This window comes from Amycolatopsis rubida (assembly GCF_900115345.1).
Classification (GTDB): Bacteria; Actinomycetota; Actinomycetes; order Mycobacteriales; family Pseudonocardiaceae; genus Amycolatopsis; species Amycolatopsis rubida.
On record NZ_FOWC01000002.1, the window covers coordinates 1,046,972 to 1,069,268 of the forward strand.

General features: G+C 68.8%; 18 protein-coding genes and 3 pseudogenes. 9 read left to right on the top strand and 12 right to left on the bottom strand.

Annotated elements, in window-relative coordinates:
• The first annotated feature begins 42 nt into the window (after nt 1-42).
• Entirely contained in the window at nt 43-1,119 is a 1,077-nt protein-coding gene (locus tag BM362_RS13805; RefSeq protein ID WP_093573329.1) for an alpha/beta hydrolase family protein, read from the top strand.
• Nucleotides 1,120-1,151: 32 nt separating this feature from the next.
• On the opposite strand, the gene BM362_RS13810 is transcribed toward BM362_RS13805, so the two are convergent.
• Genes BM362_RS13810 through BM362_RS13825 form a run of 4 tightly spaced genes read right to left on the bottom strand, consistent with a single transcriptional unit; the run spans nt 1,152 to nt 4,739 of the window.
• Nucleotides 1,152-1,976, bottom strand: a complete 825-nt coding sequence (locus BM362_RS13810) for a carbohydrate ABC transporter permease (protein ID WP_208865203.1) — start codon at nt 1,974-1,976, stop codon at nt 1,152-1,154.
• Nucleotides 1,976-2,860, bottom strand: coding sequence for a carbohydrate ABC transporter permease (locus tag BM362_RS13815; RefSeq protein WP_167545284.1), 885 nt, complete (start codon nt 2,858-2,860; stop codon nt 1,976-1,978). Before BM362_RS13815 ends, BM362_RS13810 begins: the two co-directional genes overlap by 1 nt.
• A 5-nt stretch (nt 2,861-2,865) precedes the next feature.
• The gene (locus tag BM362_RS13820) at nt 2,866-4,131 is read right to left on the bottom strand and encodes an ABC transporter substrate-binding protein (RefSeq protein ID WP_067575811.1); all 1,266 of its coding nucleotides are present in this window, start codon (nt 4,129-4,131) and stop codon (nt 2,866-2,868) included.
• A gap of 14 nt (nt 4,132-4,145) precedes the next feature.
• The gene (locus BM362_RS13825) at nt 4,146-4,739 is read right to left on the bottom strand and encodes a helix-turn-helix transcriptional regulator (RefSeq protein WP_009083220.1); all 594 of its coding nucleotides are present in this window, start codon (nt 4,737-4,739) and stop codon (nt 4,146-4,148) included.
• A gap of 402 nt (nt 4,740-5,141) precedes the next feature.
• Between BM362_RS13825 and BM362_RS13830 the strand changes: the two genes are divergently transcribed.
• A complete protein-coding gene (locus BM362_RS13830; RefSeq protein ID WP_067575810.1) occupies nt 5,142-6,113 on the top strand; it encodes a glycoside hydrolase family 3 N-terminal domain-containing protein in 972 nt (323 codons plus the stop codon).
• 319 nt (nt 6,114-6,432) lie between these two features.
• Here the strand turns inward: BM362_RS13830 and BM362_RS48200 are convergent, their stop codons facing one another.
• A complete protein-coding gene (locus tag BM362_RS48200; protein WP_208865179.1) occupies nt 6,433-7,851 on the bottom strand; it encodes a tetratricopeptide repeat protein in 1,419 nt (472 codons plus the stop codon).
• A 99-nt stretch (nt 7,852-7,950) separates the two neighbouring features.
• Between BM362_RS48200 and BM362_RS13840 the strand changes: the two genes are divergently transcribed.
• Entirely contained in the window at nt 7,951-8,871 is a 921-nt protein-coding gene (locus tag BM362_RS13840; protein WP_067575809.1) for a CE1 family esterase, read from the top strand.
• Nucleotides 8,872-8,890: 19 nt separating this feature from the next.
• Here BM362_RS13840 and BM362_RS13845 read toward each other — a convergent pair whose 3' ends face one another.
• Complete coding sequence (locus BM362_RS13845) at nt 8,891-10,051, bottom strand: FAD-dependent oxidoreductase (protein ID WP_093573331.1); 1,161 nt, start codon at nt 10,049-10,051, stop codon at nt 8,891-8,893.
• Nucleotides 10,052-10,260: 209 nt separating this feature from the next.
• Here BM362_RS13845 and BM362_RS13850 point away from each other — a divergent pair, with 209 nt between their 5' ends.
• Nucleotides 10,261-11,625: a purine-cytosine permease family protein gene (locus BM362_RS13850; RefSeq protein ID WP_067576526.1), complete on the top strand. Its 1,365-nt coding sequence runs from the start codon at nt 10,261-10,263 to the stop codon at nt 11,623-11,625.
• On the opposite strand, the gene BM362_RS13855 is transcribed toward BM362_RS13850, so the two are convergent.
• The 5 genes and pseudogenes from BM362_RS13855 to BM362_RS13875 form a co-directional block, all read right to left on the bottom strand.
• Nucleotides 11,594-12,469 (bottom strand): OmpA family protein, encoded by an 876-nt coding sequence (locus tag BM362_RS13855; protein WP_093573332.1) that lies wholly within the window; start codon nt 12,467-12,469, stop codon nt 11,594-11,596. The genes BM362_RS13850 and BM362_RS13855 overlap by 32 nt on opposite strands.
• The gene (locus BM362_RS13860; RefSeq protein ID WP_093573333.1) at nt 12,466-14,955 is read right to left on the bottom strand and encodes an Hsp70 family protein; all 2,490 of its coding nucleotides are present in this window, start codon (nt 14,953-14,955) and stop codon (nt 12,466-12,468) included. The genes BM362_RS13855 and BM362_RS13860 overlap by 4 nt, the downstream gene beginning before the upstream one ends.
• Entirely contained in the window at nt 14,948-15,448 is a 501-nt protein-coding gene (locus BM362_RS13865; RefSeq protein ID WP_067575801.1) for a hypothetical protein, read from the bottom strand. Before BM362_RS13865 ends, BM362_RS13860 begins: the two co-directional genes overlap by 8 nt.
• Nucleotides 15,448-16,791, bottom strand: coding sequence for a hypothetical protein (locus BM362_RS13870; RefSeq protein WP_093573334.1), 1,344 nt, complete (start codon nt 16,789-16,791; stop codon nt 15,448-15,450). The genes BM362_RS13865 and BM362_RS13870 overlap by 1 nt, the downstream gene beginning before the upstream one ends.
• 50 nt (nt 16,792-16,841) lie before the next feature.
• Nucleotides 16,842-17,069: pseudogene (locus BM362_RS13875) on the bottom strand (substrate-binding domain-containing protein); the annotation flags it as partial.
• Between BM362_RS13875 and BM362_RS13880 the strand changes: the two are divergent.
• The 4 genes and pseudogenes from BM362_RS13880 to BM362_RS13890 all read left to right on the top strand — a co-directional run.
• Nucleotides 17,068-17,569, top strand: a pseudogene (locus tag BM362_RS13880) (carbohydrate ABC transporter permease); the annotation flags it as partial. The pseudogenes BM362_RS13875 and BM362_RS13880 overlap by 2 nt on opposite strands.
• A 2-nt stretch (nt 17,570-17,571) precedes the next feature.
• Nucleotides 17,572-18,433 (top strand): annotated as a pseudogene (locus BM362_RS13885) (glycoside hydrolase family 1 protein).
• Between the two features lie 40 nt (nt 18,434-18,473).
• Nucleotides 18,474-18,764, top strand: a complete 291-nt coding sequence (locus tag BM362_RS50260; protein WP_342029800.1) for a family 1 glycosylhydrolase — start codon at nt 18,474-18,476, stop codon at nt 18,762-18,764.
• A 134-nt stretch (nt 18,765-18,898) separates the two neighbouring features.
• The gene (locus tag BM362_RS13890; RefSeq protein WP_093573335.1) at nt 18,899-19,132 is read left to right on the top strand and encodes a hypothetical protein; all 234 of its coding nucleotides are present in this window, start codon (nt 18,899-18,901) and stop codon (nt 19,130-19,132) included.
• Nucleotides 19,133-19,723: 591 nt separating this feature from the next.
• Here the strand turns inward: BM362_RS13890 and BM362_RS13900 are convergent.
• Nucleotides 19,724-20,572, bottom strand: coding sequence for an ion transporter (locus BM362_RS13900; RefSeq protein ID WP_067575792.1), 849 nt, complete (start codon nt 20,570-20,572; stop codon nt 19,724-19,726).
• 507 nt (nt 20,573-21,079) lie between these two features.
• On the opposite strand from BM362_RS13900, the gene BM362_RS13905 reads away from it, so the two are divergent.
• Nucleotides 21,080-22,285 (top strand): glycosyl hydrolase family 8, encoded by a 1,206-nt coding sequence (locus BM362_RS13905; protein ID WP_093573336.1) that lies wholly within the window; start codon nt 21,080-21,082, stop codon nt 22,283-22,285.
• The last annotated feature ends 12 nt before the right edge of the window (nt 22,286-22,297 follow it).

The following is a 22,297-nucleotide window of genomic DNA, read 5'->3' on the forward strand; positions in this document are numbered from 1 at the left end:
CAGCAGGCGCGGGCACCCCGGCTGGAACGGCAGGGTTCGGGCATGCGCTTCCGAACAGTCCTCGCCGCCGCCCTCCTCGTGACCGCTTTGGGCACCGCACCCGCTGCGGCTGAAACCGCGATCACCTTCGACCTGCCCACGCCGTCCGGGCCGCACGCGATCGGCGAACGCGACGTCCACCTCGTCGACCAGGCGCGGAACCGGGAGCTGATGATCAGCGTCTGGTACCCCACCCGGCCTGGCGCTGGGCCCAAGGCGCGCTATCTGCCCGCGGCGGCCGTACCGTACTTCGACCAGGGCGCGGCACCGGCGTTGGGGCTGCCGACCGGCAAGGTCGACTGGGCGGCGGTCGAGACGCATGCCCTGGCGAACGCGCCGGTGCGGGGGCGATGGCCGGTGGTCGTGTACTCGCCGGGCTGGGCGTCGCTGCGGGCGCTGGGCAGCGCGACCGCCGAGGATCTCGCCAGCCGCGGATACGTCGTAGTGACCATCGACCACACCGGCGAGGCGCCGTTCGTCGTTTTCCCCGGCGGACGCGTGGTGTTCTCCCAGCAGAGCAAGGACCTGGTCGCCGGAATGCGGACGCGGGTCGCGGATGTCCGGTTCACCCTTGACCAGCTGCCCGGTATTCCTGGGCTCGGCAAGGCGATGGATATGAGCCGAGTCGGTGCGATCGGGCATTCGTTCGGCGGGGACACGGCCGCCGAAGTGTCCACGGTGGACTCCCGAGTGGACGCCGCGGCCGACCTGGATGGTTGGCTCGCCTACGACGTCGACGGCGAGCAGCTCACGCGTGCTGGCGCGGATGGGGTGTCGCGGCCGGTGCTGCTGATGGGGTCGTCCGGCAGCACCAGCGACGGCCAGGCGCGCAGCCATCGGACATCGCCAGCATGGAAGTCGTTGTGGGAGCACACGTCGGTGCCGAAGCAGGACATCACTTTGGCCACCGCGATGCACTACAGCTACACCGACGTCCAGTGGTTTCTGCCGAAGCTGGCGCAGCGGGTACCGGTTGATCCCAAGGTGCGGCGAACGCGGATCGGGACGATTGACCCGCGGGCGAGCATCAGCGTGCAGCGGGCGGCGATTGCGGGGTTCTTCGGGCGGTATGTGTCGTGAGTGTTGATCACGGTGCTCACCGTGATCAACACTCACGACGTCCTGAGCCCAGTCGAGATGCTGCGCACCAGATTCCGCCCCAGCAGCAGGAACAGCACGATCACCGGCAGCACGCCCAGTGTCGCGCCGGTGAGCATCAGGGCGTAGTCGGTGAAGTAGCCGCTCGCCAGCTGGGACAGGACCACCTGCACGGTCGGCGTTTGCGCCGGGTCAAGGACCACCAGGGGCCAGAAGTAGTCGTTCCAGGCACCGAGGAAGGTCACCATCGCCAGGACGGTCGCTTGTGGACGGATCGCCGGGACTGCCACGTGCCAGAACGTGCGCAGGACCGACGCTCCGTCCACAGTGGCCGCGTCAACCAGGTCCTGGTCGATCGAACCCTCGCACGCCTGGCGCATCCAGAACACCCCGAACGCGCTCACCAGCGCGGGCACGATCACCGCCTCAAGCCGGCCGTACCAGCCGAAATCGCTCACCACCAGGTAAAGCGGAACGACTCCCAGCTGTGCGGGCACCATCGCCGAGCCGACCACGATGAGGAACAACGTGTTGCGGCCGCGGAACCGGAGCCGGGCGAAGGAAAAGCCAGCGAAGCTGGACAGGACCACATTGGACACCATGACGGTGGTCGCGACGATCAGCGAATTGCCGATCGCCAGCCAGAAATCCACAGTGGTGAAGACGCGCTGGACGTTGTCGAAGAGATGGCCGCCGGGCAGCAGCAGCGGAGAGGTCTCGCCGATCGCCGCGTTGTCCCGAGTGGACACCACGAACGACCAGTACAGCGGGAACAGCGACGAGGCGACCAGCCCCACCAGCACCGCGTACACCCAGCCCCCGGCCCGGCCCCGGCGGATCACGGCGCACCCACGAACCGGCGCACGAGCCGGTAGTTGAAGATCGCGAACACCAGGCAGATCAGGAACATCACCCAGGACAACGCCGCCGCGTATCCGGCGTCGAATTTACCGAAGCCCTTTTCGTACAGGTACATCGTGAGGGTCTGGAACTGCCGGTCGTTGCCGCCCGCGCCGCCGTTGCCGGTGGCATCGAACAGTTGCGGCTCGGCGAACAACTGGAGGCCGTTGACCGTCCCCGCGACCGCGGTGAACGCGATCGTCGGCCGGATGCCGGGCACGGTGATCGACCAGAACGACCGCCAGCGCGAGGCGCCGTCGAGCGCGGCGGCCTCGTACAGGTCCTGGGGCACCGCTTGCATCGCGGCCAGGTAGATCAGCGCGTTGTAGCCGGTCCAACGCCACATCACCATGCTCGCGACCGCGAGATGCGACGACCATTGGTGCGACTGCCAGGAAACCGGCGGCACCCCGAACCAGCCGAGCACCTCGTTGACCACGCCGTAGCCCGAGCTGTACAACTGCGCGAACACCAGCCCAACGGCGACCACGGACACCAGGTTCGGCAGCAAAAGCCCGGCCCGCCACCAGGTCGCCGCGCGCAGTGGCCGATTCAGCAGCGCGGCAATTCCGAGGGCGAGGAAGAACTGTGGAATCGCGGCGAGCAGGAAGATGCTGACGGTGTTGAAAAACGCGTTGTAGAACCGCGGATCACTGAACAGCTCCGCGTAATTCGCGAGGCCGAGGCCGCCTTCTTGACCGGACAGCAAATCCCACCGGTGCAGCGAAACCCACGACGTGTACAGCAGCGGGAACGCGCCGAACACCCCGAAAAGGACAAAGAACGGCAGGATGAAGACGTAGGGGGTGAGCTTCCGGTCCACGACAGCTACTTGATCGCGTCCCGGCCCATCCGGACCGCGTCGGCCCACGCCTGCTCGACGTTCTCGGTCCCGTCCTCGATCCGGCCGAGCGCGCGGCCGAACTCGGGACGCACGTCCGCGTCGTGCAGGCCGCGGTAGTTCGGCCGCAGCCGGTCCGCCGACGCCGCGTAGATCTGGCCGACCGGGGCGTTCGAGAAATAGGGATCGGTGTGCGCGACGACCTGCGGATCCTGGTACACGCTGGGCTCGCTCGGCAGGATTCCGTCGGAAAGGAAAAGCCGTTTCTGCTGCGCGGGCGCGGTCAGCCACTGCGCGAGATCGTAAGCTTCCTTCGGGTGCGCGCTTTGCTTCGGCACGGCGAGGAAGGAACCGCCCTGGTTGCCGCTGTTGCCCGGCACCGTGGTGACGTCCCATTTGCCGCTGCCCGCGTCGCCGCCGGCTTCCTTGATCTGCGCAAGCATCCACGCCGGACACGCGATGGTGGCGAAGGCACCCTGTTTGATCGCGACGTTCCAGGCCTGGGTGTAGGTGGTCGCGCCTGCCGTCTCGTGGGCTTGGGCGAGACCGCCGGACAACTGGAAAGCATTGCGCACGCTGGGATTGCGGTCGGCGATATAGGAATCGTCCTTGGCGGAGAAGTAGTTCTCCGGCGACTGGTTGAGCATCGCGGTGTAGACGGTGCCCGCCGAATCGGCGAACTTCACCTTCGGCAGCTTTTCGGTGAACCGGCCGGCGACGTTCGCGTAACCCTGCCAGTCCGGCATCAGCTCGGCGACGGCCTTGCGGTCGGTGGGCAATCCGGCCTGCTGGAACAGATCCCGGCGGTAGCACATCGCGAGGCTGCCCATGTCGGTGCCGAGCCCGAAGACGTAATCGCCCGCGGTGCCCTGCGCCCACTTCCACGGCGCCCATTGCTGCTTGAGCTTGTCCGCGCCGTAATCGGCGAGGTTGACGAATTTGTCCTTGGCCCGGATGTACTTCGGGATGTACTGCTCCTCGACCGCGACGACGTCGGCCGCGCCGCGACCGGCCGCCAGCTGGGTGGCGAGGCTCTTGAAATGCGTGTCGAAATCGGTGACCCGGCCGCGGATCTCGATGTTCGGATGGTCTTTCTCGTACTGCTCGAACAACGGCGCGTAGCCGAACTCGCCGAACGTGGCCACGCTCAGCGTGATCTTCCCCGAGGACGCGGCGGAACCGCACGCGGCCGCCAGTAACAGGAATGCGGCGGCGAGCGCGGCAACGGCCGGGCGCCGGGTCAGCTTTCGCACGTGGTGAGCATCCTTTAAATCACTCCGGCGCGCAGCGCGTAGGCGACGGCGTGCGGACGGTTCCGCAACTTGAGCCGGTTCGTCATTCCGTAGATCACGTTCTTCACGGTCCGCTCCGAGTAGCAGAGCTTGTTCGCGATTTCCGCGGTGTCCCAGCCCTCGGCCATCAGCCGCAGCACGTCGACCTCGCGCGGCGACAGGTTGGTGCGGTCGCCGTTGCGGCGCAGGGTCTCCGCCTGCTGCAGCAGATCCCGCATCGAGGTCTCGCGTCCGGAAGCGGCGGCCACGATGCTGCGCACCAGCTGGTCGCCGCCGATCGCGTCGCGCGGCAGCACCGCGGCGACGTGCCAGGCGGCCAGCTCGGCCAGATCGTCGGCGTCCACGTATCCGGCGACGAACACGATCGCCGCGGGGGTCTCCGAGGCCGCGGCCCGCAGCGCCGCCTTCACCTCGCGGGTGACGCGGTTCGCGGCGAACACCAGCACCGCGGCTTCACCGCGCTGCTGGCCCGGCATCACCCGCACCTCGCGGCGCGTGCGCAAATGGTCGATGAGGCCCGCGAGGGTGATCGGGTCCGAAGCCCATGCCGCCACCTTGACCTGATTCATCGCTGCCTCCCCGGTGCAGAGCACTCGCCTGTCGTGTGCCAGCAAGTGTGCCTACCGCGGCTTCACGAAATCTCTAGTCGGGACGCGCTCATTCTTCACAGCGTGAAGTTGGGCCCGCCGGTGGGGTTCGGTTACCGTCACGGAGACCCGTCCGGACCAGCAGAGGAAATGATGAAGGCGCACGCACGACCCCACTGGAGCATCGCAGGCGCCGTCAGCGGATTAGCGCTCATATGTGCGCTTTCCGCGTGTTCCGGGGATCGTTCGGTTTCCGGAACAGCAACGCCCGCCCCGCTCGCACCGCCGAGCGAGGGAAGTTCGCCGCAAGCCGCTCCACCTGCGTCAACCTCGCCGGCGCGGACTGTGCCGGGACAGGGGACCTGCGCCTCGGCGGTGTCGGCGATGGATCCGCGGGCGCGCGTGGCGCAACTGGTGGTGCCGGGCGTCAACGCGGGCGATCCGGCGGCCGTCGCGGACCTCGTGCGGACGCAGCAGGTCGGCGGGATCTTCGTGGGAGACAAAAAGACCACGCTGTTGCAAAATGGCGCGCTCGACGGCGTCCAGCGGGCGGCGAAGATCCCGGTTTCGGTCGCCGTCGACGAGGAGGGCGGCCGCGTGCAGCGCATCGACGACCTCGACGGCTCGCTCCCGAGCGCCCGGCAACTGGCGGCCTCGAAGACACCGGACGAGGTGCGCGCGATCGGCGAGCAGCGGGGCAAGCAACTGCGGGCACGTGGGGTGACAGTCGACTACGCACCGGACGCGGACGTGAGCGACGAACCCGACGACGCGGTGATCGGCGACCGTTCCTACAGCCCGGACCCGGAGAAGGTGCGGCAGTACGCGATGGCCTTCGCCGAGGGCCTGCGCGCGGGCGGGGTGCAGCCGGTGCTGAAGCATTTCCCTGGCCACGGCCATGGTTCGGGCGATTCGCACCGGGGAACCGTCGTCACGCCGCCGCTGGATCAGCTGCGCCGGGTTGATCTGGTGCCTTATCGGGACATCTCGGAGTACGGGCAGGTCGCGGTGATGGTCGGGCATCTTGAGGTGCCGGGGCTGACCGGGGACGAGCCGGCGTCGCTGGCGCCTCAGGCGTATCAGTTGCTGCGCAACGAGTTCCACTTCACCGGCCCGGTGATCACCGATGATCTGGGCGGGATGAAGGCGATCACGGACCGGTTCGCGCTGCCGGATGCGGTGCTGAAGGCATTGCAGGCGGGGGCGGATCAGGCGTTGTTCTCGTCCGGGCACAACGACGTGGGGGCGGTCGTGGACCGGCTCCAGCGGGCGGTGGAGAGCGGGGAGCTTTCCGGGGCGCAGGTGACGGCCTCGCTGGAGCGGGTGTTGGCGGCGAAGGGGTTTTGTCGTCCTTGACCCGGCGAGGGGCTGGGTAGCGCGTGGCGCGTCTCGCGCTGAGGAGGGAAGGCGGGGCGGCGGACGCTCGGCGAGCCCGCGCTTTCCGTGGTTGGCGTGCGCGCCTACGAGCAGCACCCGGACTGTAAACACTTCGCGGCGGGGCGGCCCTTGGCGTGGCTCGATGACGACTTCGGGCTGTTCCCGAGCGCCCGGCAGCGGTTCCTCGAACGCCGAGGAAGCCTCGCGACCGCCCTGATCCCGGTCCATCCCGCCGCGGGCATCGGTCCGGACCATCTCACTGCGGCGGACACCGCCCCGCGGCAAGGCACATCCTGGCTCACTCCTGGATCTGAGCCAGCGCCGCGGCAGCACTCACCGTCTGCGGATGGTCTTCCCCCAGCGCCCTTCGGCATCTCGGCAGCAGATCGTCCAACACCTCAAGCGCCGAAGCCCGGTCGCCGAGGCGGAGGTGGATCTGGACCAGATTGCCGGTAGTCCGCAAGGTGCCCAGCGCATCCGGACCCAGCGCACGGCGGGTTCGGGCCAGAACGTCTTCCGTCTGGTCGCGAGCGCGTTCGAATTCGTTCAACCCCATATACGCCACGCAGAGGTTGCTCGCGACGATCAACGTCAGCGGATCGTCTTCGCCGAGGACGCGACTCGCCCGGGGCAGGAGGTCGGACAGCAGGTCGCGTGCCTCCGCGTGCTCGGTGGTGCCGATCAGGCAACCGGCCAGGCGGTTGGCGGCGGCGAGGGTGTCCGGGTGGTCCGCGCCCAGCGCCGTGGTCCATTCGGCGTGGATGAGCCTGCCCAGTGCGACGCCGGGATGAGCTTGGCCGGAGACGAAGAGGTAGCGCAGCACTCGAATGAGCAACGAGCGGTACTCCGGTGGCTCGTGGCCGCGGAAGTCCGGCTCAGCGGCGGACATCCGGATGGCATTGGCGGCCCTGCGGTATTCGGGCCACGATTCCTTCAGGTCGGGATCCAGGTCCACGAAGGCCGGGGCATCCCTGAGAGGTGGCAGCACGGGGTAGGGCGGCGGCTGTTCGCGGTCCCAGAGCGAAGCGGGCGCACCCGACGCGGCAAGCAGGTTCGACGGGCAGCCGCGTTCGTGGAAGAGGTCACAGCCGGAGCTGAGCACCGTGTGCGAGCGGCCGGAGTAGAGAACGGGCACCGGGTACGCGTGGAACGGCTCGCCGTGGTTGTCGATGACCGTGGTGCCATGGCGGCCCGCGCAGGTCCAGTCCACTTCCAGCCGCCAGGCGACCTCGCGGGTGGTGGTGATCGGTTCGATCTCGAACTGCTCGACGTCGGTCGCGCTGACGGTGAACGGGAAGTCCGGGCCCCGCGCGACCAGCCGCGGCGACGGGGCGTCGAAGTCGGTCGTGAAGGGGCGCGGTTCCAGGATCCCGCCGACCCGGATCAGCAGGCAGGCCGGGCGCGGCGGGGTCCGCGAGACGACCACGACCCGCGCGGATTGCAGGACGACGGCGCGGTTCGTCCTGGCTTCCACCGTGACGATGTGGACCGTCCCGCCGGGCACGGCGACCTGCGGCGGATCGGTGTCGAGCACCAGGTCGGCCAGGGTTCCGCCGGGTCGCAGGCGGACCGAGGCGATGAGCGGGTCGGCCAGATCCGCCGAACTGTCGCCCGATCGGCCGACGTTGATGTCGCCGTGCACCGCCCCGGCCATCACGACCTTGTCGAACTGGCCGCCGGTGATGCGGTTGACAGAGGACTCTTCCGCGTCCGTCACACGATCGAGCGTAGCCGTTAACTCAATGAACGAAAGGTTCGTCCGGGGCCGATCCGGGGTGACTATGGTCGCGCTCGCCCGTCGATCGAGGAGGATCGGATGTCCGGACGTTTCCGTGCAGGCGTTGCCGTACTGGCGGCGGCGATCGGCCTCGGGGTGGTCGCCGCGCCAGCATCGGCCGAACCGGTATCGACGACGACCGGGTGCGGGCGGGCGGTGGCCAGCCCTGGCGCCACGACCGTCGAGCATCTGACCTCCGGCGGGATCGATCGCGAGTACCGGATCTACGTGCCCGCGCGGTACAACCCGCACCGGCAGTACCCGGTCGTGCTCTCCTATCACGGGCACGGCCGCACCGCGGAGTACCAAGAAGAACTGTCCGGCTTCTCCGGCTCGGACGTGATCGCGGTGTATCCGCAGGGCGTCACCGGAACCGACGGCAAATCCGCCTGGACCGGTGCGCCCTACTCGGCCCCGGTCGACGACGTGCGGTTCACCGGCGATCTGCTCACCTCGCTGCAGCACCGGATGTGCGTGGACCCGGCCCGGATCTACGCGGCGGGCAAATCGAACGGCGGCGGATTCGTCGGCGTGCTGGCGTGCCGGATGGCCGACCGGATCGCCGCGTTCGCCCCGGTTTCCGGTGCGTTCTACCCCCAGGGCGGTGCCTGCCATCCGAGCCGGAAGGTCGCGCTGCTCGACTTCCACGGCACGGCCGACACCACCATTCCCTACACCGGCAATCCGGCCAAGGGACTGCCGTCCATTCCGGACTGGTTGAACGGCTGGGCCGCGCGTGACCGGTGTTTCCCTTATCCGGTCTCGGTTTCTCCGGTGCGCGGCGTGGTGACGCAGTGGTGGCCGGGATGTTCGCTGGCGCATTTCCGGGTGGAAGGGGCCGGACACGTCTGGCCCAGCACCCGGCCGAACAACGACTCCGACACCCCTGCCGCCATCGACGCCACCCCGGTGATCCTTCAGTTCTTCAAAGCGCACCGGCTGGGCAGCGTCTCCCACTGACGTACGTGCACGGCGCGCCTCAGCTGACCCGCTCCACCGGTTCCCGCTTCTTGGCGAGCATCCGGCGGAACCCCTCGGCGACCACCTTCGCGGTGTCCTTGCCGTGGTCGGCGGTGATCCGCTTGACCATCTCGGCGGACTCCGCGGCCACTTCCTCGCTGCGAGCGAACATCCGTTCCTCGTGCAGAGCCAGCGCGGTCTCGACGTCGTCGGGATGCGCAGCCAGCAGCTGGGCGAGGTCGGAGCCGTCGAGCATGGCCAGGTTCGCGCCTTCGCCGTTCGGGCCGCGCAGGTGTGCCGCGTCGCCGATCAGCGTCACGCCCGGGACCCGCTCCCACCGGTGCACGCCCGGCAGCGTGTAGTGCCTGCGCAGGATCGGCGCGGTGTCGCCGCCGGAGATCAGCTCGCGGATTTCCGGGGCCCATTCGGCGAACTCGGCCGCGATCCGGGCGAGCGCGTCCGGGGTGTCGAGGCCTTCAAGCGCGTCGAACCACTCCGCCGGTTTCTTGAGCATCGCGTAGGTGTGCAAGGCGTCGCGTTCGCAGTGCACCATGATGCGCCGGTCCGGCCCTGGGGCGCCCATCCCGCCGCCGCCCACGACCTTCGCGGCCGCCGGATGCCGGGTCTCGGCGTCGTAGAGATATGTCTCGATAAAGGCGAGGCCCAGGTACTCCGGCACCGCGTCGGACAGCAGCGGCCGCACCCGCGACCACGCGCCGTCCGCTCCGACCAGCAGCTTCGCGACGACCGAACCCCCGTCGGCGAAGGAAACCTCGTGGCCGTCGGCGACCGTGCGGACGCCGCTGACCTTCCGGCCCCAGCGGACGGTGCCGTCCGGGAGCGAGTCGAGCAGCATTTGCCGCAGCTCGCCGCGCAGGAGTTCGGGACGGCCGCCGGTGCCGTCGTCGGGGTGGTCCAGCAGGACGGTGCCGTCGGGATCGAGGATCCGCATCTGCTGGCGGCCTTCGAGGATCAGGCCGCGGAACTCGTCCATCAGGCCGGCCGCCTCGACGGCGATCTGGCCGTTGTAATCGTGAATGTCGAGCAGCCCGCCCTGGGACCGCGACATCGGCGACGGTTCGGCCTCGTAGACCGTGGCCGGAATCCCGTGCAGGTACAGGACCCGGGCCAGGGTCAGTCCGCCGAGGCCGGCGCCGATGATGGTGACTGGAGTCTGCATTGTTCTCCTCTGTGAGCTGGTGATGTCTGAAGAGTGGCTGGCATCGCTGGCACCGGCCGCACACTCCGCTGGCAGTGCGCTGCCAGGCGCTGACAGCTAGTCAGGGTCTGGGATCCGAGACAGAATCGGCCGGCGGCTACTTGGCCGAAAGGGCCGTGCTGACGTTGAGTTCGTCCAGCGCATTCACCGAAGAACCGCAGGAGGAGCACGTGGCGGCCACGCTGGAGCGACGCTCGATCGACCCGGTGCCGGAGTCCGAGCGGCACGGGCACCCGCGCAGTCTCTTCACCCTGTGGTTCGCCGCGAACACGCAGATCACGTCGGCGGTCACCGGCGCGCTGACCGTGCTGGTCGGCGTGCATCCGCTGTGGGCGATCGTCGCGGTCGTGGCCGGCAACGCGCTCGGCGGCATTCCGATGGCACTGCACGCCGCGCAGGGTCCGAAGCTCGGCATTCCGCAGATGATCCAGTCGCGCGCGCAGTTCGGCGTGTACGGCGCGGCGCTCCCGCTGGTGCTGGTCGTGGTGATGTACCTCGGCTACTTCGCGAGCGGTTCGCTGCTCGGCGGCCAGGCGGTCGCCCAGATCACCCACCTGCCGACGGACGTCGCGATCGCGGTCTACGCACTCGCCTCGGCGCTGCTCGCGATCATCGGATACCGGCTGATTCACCGGTTCGGCTGGATCGCGTCCGCATTGTCCGTAGTCGTCTTCCTCTACCTGACGATTCGCCTGATCAGCGGGCACGACCTCGGCACCGTGTTCGCCGCGCCGCACCTGGACTTCCCGAAGTTCCTGCTCGCGGTCTCCCTGACTGCGTCGTGGCAGCTCACCTTCGGCCCGTACGTCGCCGACACCTCGCGCTACCTGCCCTCGGCGACGTCGGTGCGCGCGACGTTCTGGTGGACCTACGGCGGCACGGTGCTCGGCGCGGTGTGGGCGATGTCGTTCGGTGCGCTCGCCTACGCCATTGCCGGGAAGGCGTTCAAGGGCCACGAAGTCGCGTACGTCGTCGGCCTCGGCGGCGAGGCGCTGCTCATCCCGCTGCTGCTGGCCATCGCGCTCGGCAAGTTCACGGTGAACGTGCTGAACATCTACGGCGGCTACATGACCGTCGCGACCGCGCTGACCGGTTTCGGTCGCCGCGCGGCGCTCTCCCAGGCGACGCGGATCGGCTACATCGCCGGCGTCGGCGTGGTCGGCGCGGTCATCGCCATCCTCGGCCGCGGGCAATTCCTGTCGAACTTCGTGTTGTTCCTTGACTTCCTGCTGTACTTCCTCACGCCGTGGAGCTCGATCAACCTGGTCGACTTCTATCTGCTGCGCAAGGAGAAGTACGACCTCGACGCGCTCTACGACCCGGACGGCCGCTACGGTCGCTGGGCCTGGCCCGCGCTGGCCGCGTACGTGCTCGGCATCGCGGTGCAGATCCCGTTCGCCAACGTCGAAGGTATTTTCGTCGGCCCGATCGCCCCGCTACTCGGCGGCGCGGACATCTCGTGGCTGCTCGGACTGATTGTGCCCGGCGCGCTCTACGTGGCGTTCATGCGCCGGTCGGTCGCACTTCGAGCGTGACCGTCCGGGCCGAGTCCGCGCCTTGGTCCGCGCTGGAGACAGCGAACGCGGTCAGCGGCAATCCGCTCTCCGCGGCCAGCACTCGGGCCGCAGCGGACGCGCGAGCCAAGGAGACCGTCGAACCGCCGCTCGCCGGTCCGCCGGGGACAGCGACGCCGTGGCCGATCACGGTGACGCGAATGGACTGTCCCTTGAGGACACGAGCCCAGTCCGTCAACGCAGTTCGCCCGGCTTCGTTCGGAGTTGTCGCATTAGGACTGAACAGGCTGCGGTCGAAACTGACGATGACCGCGTCGGAACCGGCCTTTGCGGACACACCTGGTGCCGCCAACGTCTCCGCCAGCTGCTTCAGCTTTTCCTGCCGTTCCTTCGCAGCGGTGGCATCGCGGGATTCCTCGCCGTGGAGACGATCCAGCTCTGCGCGGAGACCGCCGTCCGACTTGGCCACCGTAGCGACGGGAGGTGGCGGCGACTGTCGCGCAGTCAGCACCACCCCGCCCGCGATCGCAGCGCCGAGCACCACCACCGCACCGGCAGTCAGCAGATACCGGCGAACCGGTCGCCGCCGCAATCGTCCAGAGTGGACTTTCGCGATCACTCGACGTCCCGCCTCCGCGGCGGAATCGCCCGGCCGCAAAGCCAAGACAGCTGCCCACGCCGCGTCCGCCGCCGCGAGATCGCCGGACTGCGCGTGCACGCGAGCGAGCAGATCGAGCCGCGCGGGATCACCGGCCGAATCCGGTTCCAGAAGCGCGGCGGCCGCCTCGTAGTCGCCGCGCCGGGCGAGGTCAGCTCCTTCGGCGAGGACGAGTTCCCGCTCCAGCGCCTGCGAAAGCCCGCTCATTCCCGCTCCCCGCGCAGAATCCCGCCGCCTGGCTGACCTGGCCGGTCGTCCGGGAGCAGCCGGCGCAACCGGCGGTTGACGTCCGGCAGCGCCGCCCAGTTCGACGTCGCGACCACGTGCTCGCCCTCGCGGATCAACTCCCGCGCGCGGGCCGGGTCGGACATCGTGTCGCGCGCGGCCCGCAGCGCGTTGAACACCTCCAGGTCCAGCGAACCGTCCCGGCGCAGCAACAGCACTTGCAGGTCCAGCACCCGATCCGACAGCCGCTCGCCCGCCTCGACGTCGGGTGATTCGGCGATGGCCGCGTACCGGCGCTCGATCCCGGCCAGCTCGGTCCGGTCCTCGTCCGCGCCGGCCCGGTCGACCAGCTCGCGGCAGTGCTCGATCTGGTCCCGCAGCCGTTCCAGCACCTCGGGAACGCGCAGCTCCGCCTCGATGTCGTCGAGATCCGCCTGCACGTCGCGCATCCGCCGTTCCGCGGCGACCGCGGCCCCCTCGTCGGCTCCCCCGGAGCGCACCTCGTCGCGGACGGCCGCGACGCTGCCCTGTTCGTCCAGCCGGTTCAGCAGCCCGCGCGCCCGGTCCGACCGCGTCCCCTCGACCTGCGTCCGCACCTGCTCGTGCCGCGCTTCCAGCTCGTTCAGCAGCCGCCGCAGGGTCTGCGGATCCGGCACCTGCTGTTGTTTGAGATCGATAACCGCCTCGAACTCGTTGTCCAGCAACGGAACCTCCGCCACCACGGACACCTGCCGCGAATCGTCCATCTCGAAAGTCATCACGACCTCGCTGCCGCGCGGCAGGTCGAACCGCACGTCCTTGGCGCGGATCTCGATGACGCCCACCTGCTGGTTCCGCTCGCCGCGGCGGCGTTCGCCTTCCGCGACCGGAATCCGGATCACCGAGGACGTGTTGCCTCGCAGCAGCGTCGCCGTGGTGAAGAACGTCTGCCGTTTCGCCGCCGGCAGCGGCGCGTTCTTCATCAGCATCGGAGTGAACGACCCATCGGCCTCGGTCAGGCCGACCGTGTTGACCACCGTCTGGCCCATCATTTCGTTGAGCTGGTGGGTGATCGTGAGCGAGTCCGGCCGCACCGGAACACGGGCGCCAGCCGGATCGAGCAGCTCGATCTCGAACCGGTTCGTGCTCAGCTCGTCGAGCACCGTGTCGACGGTGAACGTGCCGTCGGCGGAAAGCGAAACCTCGGACGTCCGGTAGACCGGCTGGCGCTGCGGCGCGCTGAGCGCGATCCGGAACCGCGCCCAGCCGGCCGAACCGTCCGTCGAGCAACGGCCGGACACCGGCACGCTCGGCAGGCTGGTGGTGGCCGGATAGGACAGTTCCAGCGAGTACTCGCCGCGTTTCGCCGGACGTACCGTCCGCGGGCGCGCCACAGTTCCGGCGTATGCGGCGGCACCGCGCGCCACCACCGTGCTCGGGTCCTGGCTGTGGTCGAGCGGAATGCCGAGCCCGGCCGACGGATCGGCCAGCAGCTCGCGCAGCCCTGGCGCGAGGGTCGGGCCGCCGACCAGCAGCAAGCGGTCGATGTCCGCCGGACGCAGGTTTGCCGACTCCAGCGCGGTCCGGCACAGCTGCACGGCACGGAGATAGAACGGCCGCGCCACCTGGTCGACCTCCTCGCGGCGCAGGGTGTACTCGAACATCTCCTCCTGCCCGTCGCCCCGGTCGAGGTCGAGCAGCACCTGAGTCTGTTCTGCCTGGGAGAGCTGGATTTTCGCGGTTTCGGCGGTACTGCGCAGCCGCACGAAGTTCCGTCGCCAGCGCGGATTGTCCCGGCGGAAATCGGTGAGCCCGAGCTGTCGCACCACCTCCGGAGCCAGCACCTGGTCCAGCACCGCGTGGTCGATGTTGCGTCCGCCGAGGTGGGTGTCGCCGGCGTGGTGCAGCACGCTCAATTCCCCCTCGGCAGTGCTGACCACCGCGGAGTCGAACGTACCGCCGCCGAAGTCGAACACCATCCAGTGCGCGCCCTTGCTTTCGTTCTGGAAGCCGAACGCGAACGCCGCCGCGGTCGGTTCCTGCAGCAGCGGGCAATTCCCGGTGAACCCGGCCAGTTTCGCCGCTTCCTGGGTCGCCTCGGTCTGGTTGAGCAGGAACGCCGCGGGCACGGTGATCACCGCCGCGTCCGGCATTTCCCGCGGAGCGACGGAACCGCGCAGCGACCGCAGCACTTCCGCGGACAGTTCCACCGGCGTCATGCTGACCCCGGCCTTCGGGAATTCCCGCCGCGCGTCCGGCAGTCCCATCGACTGCTTGAATTCGACCTGCACACTGTCCGGGTCGTCTTCGAGCCTGCGTCGTGCCCCCGCCCCGACCTCGATCACGCCGCGCCTGCGGCACCAGACCGCGGAGGGCGTGTAATCCATCTGCAGGTTGTTCTTGAGCACCGACACCGCACCGTCGTCGAGCACCGCGATCGCGCTGTTCGTGGTGCCGAGGTCGATCCCGAAATCGATCGTGTCACGCATCCGCTTCCCCGTTCCCCCGGGCGGCCGGGCGCCCGACGATGACCTGTCCCATCTGGATCCGGCGGCCGGTCAGGTAAATCGACGGCCGCACGGTCTCCACCACCCGCTCGACGTCCAGGTCCGGTTCGTCCTGGAACAACAGCACCTCGAGCGCCATCCCGGAGCCGAACGGGATCCGGTCGTGGTCCTGCACCAGCACCCCCGCCGCGTCGAGCGCGTCCTGGCTCGCGCTGAGGAACCGGCCCGCCTGCCGCGCCGCGCGGTCCTCAGCCCCGGCGAGCTTCCGCCGCGCCCGCCACAACGCCGTCGCCGCCTCCGCCAAGTCCGATTCGGACAGTGGCGGCGCGTCGTCCTTAGCAGTCAATACCGCGGAGAGCTGTTCGAGCACTTCCCGCAGCCGAGCGCGTTCTTCTGGCTGAAGGCCAGGTTCGGCGATCCGGAATTCCTTGTGCTGCTTGCGTTGCCGCGCTTGTTCGCCTCGCCGGTTTCGCATCACAAGCTCCTCCGCACCCGAACGAACGGGGCGACGTACAACAACGCCGCCGCCACGGCAATAGCCACCCCATACGGCAGCTCGACCGGACTGAGCGCGAGGTAAACCACGAAGTCCAGCCCCAGCAAAGCCGGGTACCGCCCCGGTGTGGTCCACGGCCGGGCCGCCACCACGCAATTCGTCAGCGCTGCTGGCGCCGCTCCGAGAAACATGACCGCCGGAAACACTTCCTCCGGAAGTTTGAACGCGAGGAACACCGTCGCCGCGACCGCGTGCAGCAACGCACCGAAGATCCGAGCCACCGACGGTTCCCGCCCCGGCGGAGCAGCCGGGACGTCGGCCGTGGCAGCGACCTCGTTGCGCGCCACGGCTTCCAGGGTCTCCGGGTCGCGGCTGCAGCGACGAGCGACCGCGAACACCTCCCGGATCAGGCTCGCGGGCCCGCCGCGCACCTCCGCGAGCGCGACCCCGATGTTGTTCGCCACCACCGCGATCGACTCCGAAAGCGACGCGGTCCGGCGGAATTCCGCCCGCGGAACCACCTCTTCGAGCCGGTCGAGCAGCGGTGCGGTCTCTTCGATAGCTCGTTCCGCGGCCGCCTGAACCCGATTTCCGTCCAGGTCTCGCCGAAGCTCTTTGAGCAACGCCTCGACCCGCCGGTACGTCCCGTCCGCGATAGCCGCCCGCGCGTCCTCGACCGCGTGCCGATCAGCTCCGAACAACGCAAGGTATCCGGTGAACCGCCGCGGCTCAGCCGAGCGCGTGGCTACTTCGATCAACGGTGCGAGCAATGCGTCCGGCAACGCCGTCCGCAGCCCGTCCACAGTGGATTCGTCGAGCCGCCGGTCACCCAGCTTCTCGACGCGGTGGTTCAGATGCCGCCAGAAGGATTCGCTGCGCAGGACCGCCGTCCAGCAGCGAGCCGCTTCGGTCCACAAGGGAGTGGGGTGGTCGTCGGTGCGGTCGGCTTCCGCATCGAGGGCTGCCGCGTAGGCGGCGACCGCGTTGTCGTGTGCGCGGTGGAGCGGGAGCGGGCATTCGCAGTCGGCGGGCAGGCCCCAGGTCCAGAAGACCTCGTCGACGAGCCGGTGCTCGGTGTTGCCGAGCGCGTCGAAAGCCGCCCGCACCTCGTCGACGGTCGCGTCCGCGGGCACCCCGTCCGGCACCGCGCCGCCGACTTCGAGCACCCCCAGGACTCGAAGTCGCCGCTCCCGCACCTCGCGCCGCGTCGCGGCCGCGGTGAGCCCGACGATCCGGAACGGGTTGCGCCGGTACAGCTCGGGGGTCGACACCTCCCGCACCCGCGCCGCGGCGGTCCGGCCGCGCCCCTCGTTCGCTCCCATGCCCGGGAAGGTAGGGCGACCCGGCTGGGAGGGGTCCCGGACCAGCCGGGCTAGCTGGACTCGCGCACGACCAGCGACACCGGCAGGACCTGCGCGCCCGGCGTGACGTCCTCGCCGTCCAGCAGCCCCATCAGCGTCGAGACCATCGCGTGGACCTGCTCGCGCGGATCCTGGTGCACCGAGGTCAACGGCGGCGTCATGGCCGGTGCCAGCGCCGCGTTGTCCTCGAAGCTGACCACCGCGACGTCGCCGGGCACCTCGCGTCCGGCGTCCGACAGCGGCACGGTCACACTCACCACGGTGCTGTTCTCGTCGCTGGCCGGGTTCGCCTTCGCCAAACTGCGCTTCCGCGGCCGCAACGGTTTGTTCGTGTTCATCGTGGTGACGCTCGCGGTGTCGAAGCTCGGCTGGGCGGGCGGGCTGCAGTCGGTGATCGTGCCGAACCCGGCCACCGCGTTCGGCGTGTTCTGGATGCGACAGTACACAGTGGACGCTTTGCCGTACGAACTGATCGAGGCCGCGCGCGTCGACGGATGCAGCATGATCCGGGTCTTCTGGAATGTGTGCCTGCCCGCGGTCCGCCCGGCCGCTGGTGGTGCTCGACGCGGGCAATCCGACCGTGCGGGTGGCACCGGAGAAACCGCAAAGCGGTTACTACGTCGACTATTCACGGGTGCTCGCGGGCACCACGCTGGCCACGATTCCGATCCTCATCGTCTTCCTCCTGCTCGGCCGCCAGATCGTGGCCGGGATCATGCAAGGCGCCGTGAAAGGGTGACCATGTCCGCACAGCCGATCCCCGAGGTGCTCGCGTTCCCGGACGCGTTCGGCTGGGGCGCCGCCACGGCGGCCTTCCAGGTCGAAGGCTCGACCACAGTGGACGGACGCGAGACGTCCGTCTGGGATACCTTCGCTGATGCGTTCGCTCGGGCTCACCGCCTACCGGTTTTCCCTTTCCTGGCCGCGAATCCTGTCGCACGGCAAGCCGGAGCCGCGCGGAATGGACTTCTACGACCGGCTCGTGGGCGCGGGCATCCAGCCGTGGGCGACGCTGTATCACTCGGATCTTCCGCAGTCACTGGAGGATCGCGGCGGCTGGACCGCGCGCGACACCGCGTATCGGTTCGCCGAATACGCCCAGACCATCGCGGCCCGGCTCGGCGACCGCGTGGCAAGCTGGTCGACGCTGAACGAACCGTGGTGCGCGGCGATGCTCGGCTACGGCTCGGGCGTCCACGCGCCCGGCCGGACCTCGCCGGAAGGCACCGTGGCGGCGGCGCATCACCTGCTGCTGGGACACGGACTGGCGATGGACGCGCTCCGGCAGCACACGAGCAGCCCGTCCGGGATCACGCTGAACCTGTACCCGGTCGTCGCGGACTCGCCGGACGACGCCGACGCCGATGCCGCCCGCCGGATCGACGGACTCCAGAACCGGTTGTTCCTCGACCCGCTGCTGCGCGGCGGTTATCCCGCTGACCTGCGCGAGGACCTGGCGCGGTTCGGCTCCGACGCCGTGGTGCGCGACGGCGACGAGGCGGTGCTCGGCAAGCCGATCGACTGGCTGGGCGTGAACTACTACCGCGGCTACCGGGTGGCCGGTTCGGCGCGGCCGGGAAGCAGGTGCGTCCCGGCGGGCTGACCGAATCGCTGCGGGGCAAGTGCATCGGGACTATCCGCCGATGCCGTTGTACGTCACCGAAAACGGCACCGCGTATCCGGACCCGATCCGCGACGGCGAGGTATCCGACGACGACCGCATCGCCTTCCTCGACGCGCATCTGCGAGCCACGCACGACGCACTGGCCCATGGCGTTGATCTCCGCGGGTATTTCTACTGGTCGCTGCTGGACAATTTCGAATGGGCAGAGGGGTACGCGAAGCGCTTCGGCCTGGTGCACGTCGACTTCCACACCCAGCAGCGCAGCGCGCGGTGGTATGCGGAGGTGATCGCCCGTAACGCGGTGCGGTGACCTACTCCCGGGTTCACCCGCACCGCCGGGAAAGACTTTCTCTCCGGGTTTCGCGTCACGGGGTCCGGGCGCGGCCGTCGGACCAGTGCCGGGGCTGCCCCGAACGGCCCCGCGAGCGGAGACTGGAGTGTCCGATGACGGTGCGGAGCCGGGCGACCGACGAGGTCACCACGTGGCTGACCGGGGAATTCGCGGGCCGGGTGCCCGCCGAGGCGGTCAAGGTGGTGGTGCGGGCGGCCGGACGGGACCTCGACGGCAGGGTCGTCCCCGACGAGCACGGCGACCTGCTCTACCGAGTGGCGCGGGCCAGGCTGGTGCGGATGCTCGCCGCACCAGGCGAGCCGCACATCCCGCGTTCGCGCCGGTAAGCCGTTTGCTCCCGGATCCGCGCGGGCCTGGGAACAGATTCCGGTGGCGTGAGGTAACCAGGCGCGCGCCGACCGTGTTCGCCGCGCGCCGGAGACTGCTACGAGCCCGGCACCCGGCTGCTCAGCGGCGCGTGCGAACGCTCCGGCGGCCACCAGACCTGCGCGGGCGGCGGGGGAACGTCATCGTCTGGAAGCTCGAGTGCGTCCGCGCCGCTCTGCCAGCGGTTCCAGTGCACGGAACACAGTCCGCGCCACAAGGAATCCTCCGTGCAGTCCCGCCTGCGACACCTGCGTACCTGCTGCCCGCTATCAATCACGTCCACGACTCCAAACCGCGCTCAACCTCCCCGCCGGCTCCAGTCTGCCTCGGCTCCGCCGGGAACGCCCCGTACTCGCGCCAACACAACCCTTGTGCAGCAACGGAACGGGAGATCTCACCCTACTCCAGCCACCTGCGCGCGTGCCGCGCGACCACAGTGCACTCTTTCAGCGGTTGACGCCTTCGCCGCCCGGCGTCAGCTGTGAATCTCCTGTGCCGCAACGGAGAGTGCGCACCCGACGGCATACCGTAGATACGTCCACAATGGATGATCAACGTCGCGGATGATTCGCGTCGTACTCGTGCGCGGCAGTGCGCTGAGTGCGGGCGCGCAGGAGCTGCTCGTCCGGGGAGTCGTCCACATCGGCCAGCCCGAGCGAGACCGCACGGCGGATCTGCTCGCGGTTGTCGCGCACGACGGAGGAGAAGAAGTCGTCGATCCGCGGGTCCAGAAGGACTTCCAGCAGGACCCGGAAGGACGTGTCCACGGTGGCGCGGACGATCTCGTCGTGGAACGGCAGCCTGCGCAGTCTGCCCAGCTGCGGGTCTTCGGAGATCTTTTCGGTGATGATGGCGCGCAGTTCGGTCTTGTTCTCGTTGAGGGATTTGGCGAGGTTCTCCGGGTAGTTTCCGGTTTCGAGAACCTTGACCACCTCGTCCAGGACGGCGATGGTCACCGGTTTTTTGATGGCGCGGACGATGGGTTCGGAGAGCTTGTCCACCAGGCGGTAGGTGAACTGCTCCCCCACGGCGCGGTCGGCGGCCCTTCCCAGCCGGATGATCAGGAGGATCACGCCGAGGACGTGATGGTTCGCGGTGAAGTCCGGGTGGGCGACGGGGATCATCGCGAAGACTTCGTACCAGGTGCGGGCCAGGAAGGCGGCGCGCCAGCCTTGTTTGCGCCAGCGGTGGAGGAGTTCCAGGAAGAAGATGCCGCAGATGACGCAGTCCGCGAGGAAGAACCAGTGGCTGATGTCCGACGGGGGCGGGCTGATGAGGAGCCAGGCCAGCATTCCGGTGGAGACGACCGCCAGGGCGAGCATGATCCAGTCGTCGGCCCGGACGTTGCCGGGGAGGATGCCGCTGTTGAGTTCGGTACGGGCCGGACGGCCGGTGGTCATGCTGGCTCCCTGGTCCTGGGGGTGTTGCCGGGGGTGATGATCCCATGGGAGCGCCGGTGGGGCTGGGAACGCTGGGGCGTTTTGGACGGCTCGTGCTTCGCACATCGCGGGTCGGTCGCGCGGTGGGGCACCCCGAAGCTTGATTGTGCTGACGGTTTGAGGGTGCTTGTCAAGGCGGGAAAGATGCCTTGACAAGCATCCTCAGACCGCATTCTGGCTTCGTATCGGGGTGCGGGGGCGGTGTGGGTGCACCGTTCACTGGGTGCGTTGGCTGCGGTTTCGCGAGTGGGGCCAGCGGGCGCGCGGGCTGTCCGCGGAGGGACCCGTCGCTGGTCGTGAGGGGAACCCTCAGGGAATCAGGGGCCGTGAGGGTTCCCCTCACGTACCGCTACGGAACCGGTTCACCTTGGACTTCGAGGCCGGACATCTTGACACCAAACACCCGGTACAGCAGGCTCTTCTCACGCCGCCTAGTTAGGAAAGTTTACTAACAAGGAGACTCCGAAAATGCCCGCTTCCCGGAAGGTGGCGTTGTTCGCCGCCGCTTCCGTCTCGCTTGCTGCTGCGCTGGCTGGCGCTGGGCCCGCTGCCGCGGCTTCCGTGGCGCGTCCGTTTCCGGCGCACGTCACCTATCAGACCGGTGTCCGCCCCTCGGTCAGTCAGACCGAGCAGGACGCCGCGGTCAAGAAGCAGTACGACTCCTGGAAGAAAACTTACCTCCGCCAGGCTTGCGGCGGTTACCTCGTCTGGGCGACCGACGACGCGCCCAACAAGGGCACGGTTTCCGAGGCACAGGGATACGGGATGAACATCGTCCCGTTGATGGCGGGGTATGACGACCAGGCCAAGACGATTTTCGCCGGGATGTGGAAGTTCGTCCAGGACCACCGGGACAGCAAGGGGCTCTTCCAGTGGGTGATCGACGGCAAGACCTGCGAGTACGCCGACGACGGCACCCCTGACTCGGCCACCGACGGCGACCTCGACGTCGGCTACGGGCTGATTCTCGCGGACAAGCAATGGGGCGGCTACCGCTCCGCCGCCAAGGACTGGCTTGCCAAGATCTACAAGTACGACGTCGCCTCCGATGGGCATCTCAAGATCGCCGACGACGCGGGCGACGACGACACCCGGCCCTCCGACTTCATGCTTGACCACCTGCGCGCGTTCGCGAAGTACGACACCGCGCACGACTGGAACAAGGTCGTCACCCGCACCGAGCAGCTGATCACGCAGTTCACCGCCAAGTACTCGCCGAACGCGAATCTGCTGTCGGACTTCGTGGTCGGCGCGAACACCACCAGCCCGAAACCCGCGCCCGCGGATCATCTGGAGAACCAGCCGGACAACATCGTCGGCTACAACTCCGTCCGGGTGCCTTGGCACCTGGGCACCGATGCGCTGCTGTACGGCGGCAAGGTCGCGACCGAGGTCGCCAAGAAGGAATCGGCCAGCTACCAGAGCCACTCCGGCGGTAACCCGGCCAAGATTTATCCGCACACCAGGCTCGACGGCACGCCGACCAAGACCAGTGACCAGTCCGAGGTCGCGGCCAACCCGGTCGGGGTCGCGGCGATGGTCGCGGGCGACCAGGCCTGGACCGATTCGCTGTGGAAGTACCTGGCGGGCAACCCCTACGACGACACCTACTACGGCGAGACCATCAAACTGCTCGTCTACCTGGTGATGTCCGGCAACTACTGGGCCCCGTGACCCCGGGCCCGC

Excerpts from the sequence above, each read along its gene's own strand:
- BM362_RS50260 (WP_342029800.1), top strand. The coding sequence starts at position 18,474 with ATGCCGTTGTACGTCACCGAAAACGGCACCGCGTATCCGGACCCGATC.
- BM362_RS13845 (WP_093573331.1), bottom strand. The coding sequence starts at position 10,051 with ATGCAGACTCCAGTCACCATCATCGGCGCCGGCCTCGGCGGACTGACC.
- BM362_RS13830 (WP_067575810.1), top strand. The coding sequence starts at position 5,142 with ATGGATCCGCGGGCGCGCGTGGCGCAACTGGTGGTGCCGGGCGTCAAC.
- BM362_RS13855 (WP_093573332.1), bottom strand. The coding sequence starts at position 12,469 with ATGAGCGGGCTTTCGCAGGCGCTGGAGCGGGAACTCGTCCTCGCCGAA.
- BM362_RS13825 (WP_009083220.1), bottom strand. The coding sequence starts at position 4,739 with ATGAATCAGGTCAAGGTGGCGGCATGGGCTTCGGACCCGATCACCCTC.
- BM362_RS13860 (WP_093573333.1), bottom strand. The coding sequence starts at position 14,955 with ATGCGTGACACGATCGATTTCGGGATCGACCTCGGCACCACGAACAGC.
- BM362_RS13870 (WP_093573334.1), bottom strand. The coding sequence starts at position 16,791 with ATGGGAGCGAACGAGGGGCGCGGCCGGACCGCCGCGGCGCGGGTGCGG.
- BM362_RS13905 (WP_093573336.1), top strand. The coding sequence starts at position 21,080 with ATGCCCGCTTCCCGGAAGGTGGCGTTGTTCGCCGCCGCTTCCGTCTCG.
- BM362_RS13865 (WP_067575801.1), bottom strand. The coding sequence starts at position 15,448 with ATGCGAAACCGGCGAGGCGAACAAGCGCGGCAACGCAAGCAGCACAAG.
- BM362_RS13900 (WP_067575792.1), bottom strand. The coding sequence starts at position 20,572 with ATGACCACCGGCCGTCCGGCCCGTACCGAACTCAACAGCGGCATCCTC.
- BM362_RS13805 (WP_093573329.1), top strand. The coding sequence starts at position 43 with ATGCGCTTCCGAACAGTCCTCGCCGCCGCCCTCCTCGTGACCGCTTTG.
- BM362_RS13890 (WP_093573335.1), top strand. The coding sequence starts at position 18,899 with ATGACGGTGCGGAGCCGGGCGACCGACGAGGTCACCACGTGGCTGACC.
- BM362_RS13840 (WP_067575809.1), top strand. The coding sequence starts at position 7,951 with ATGTCCGGACGTTTCCGTGCAGGCGTTGCCGTACTGGCGGCGGCGATC.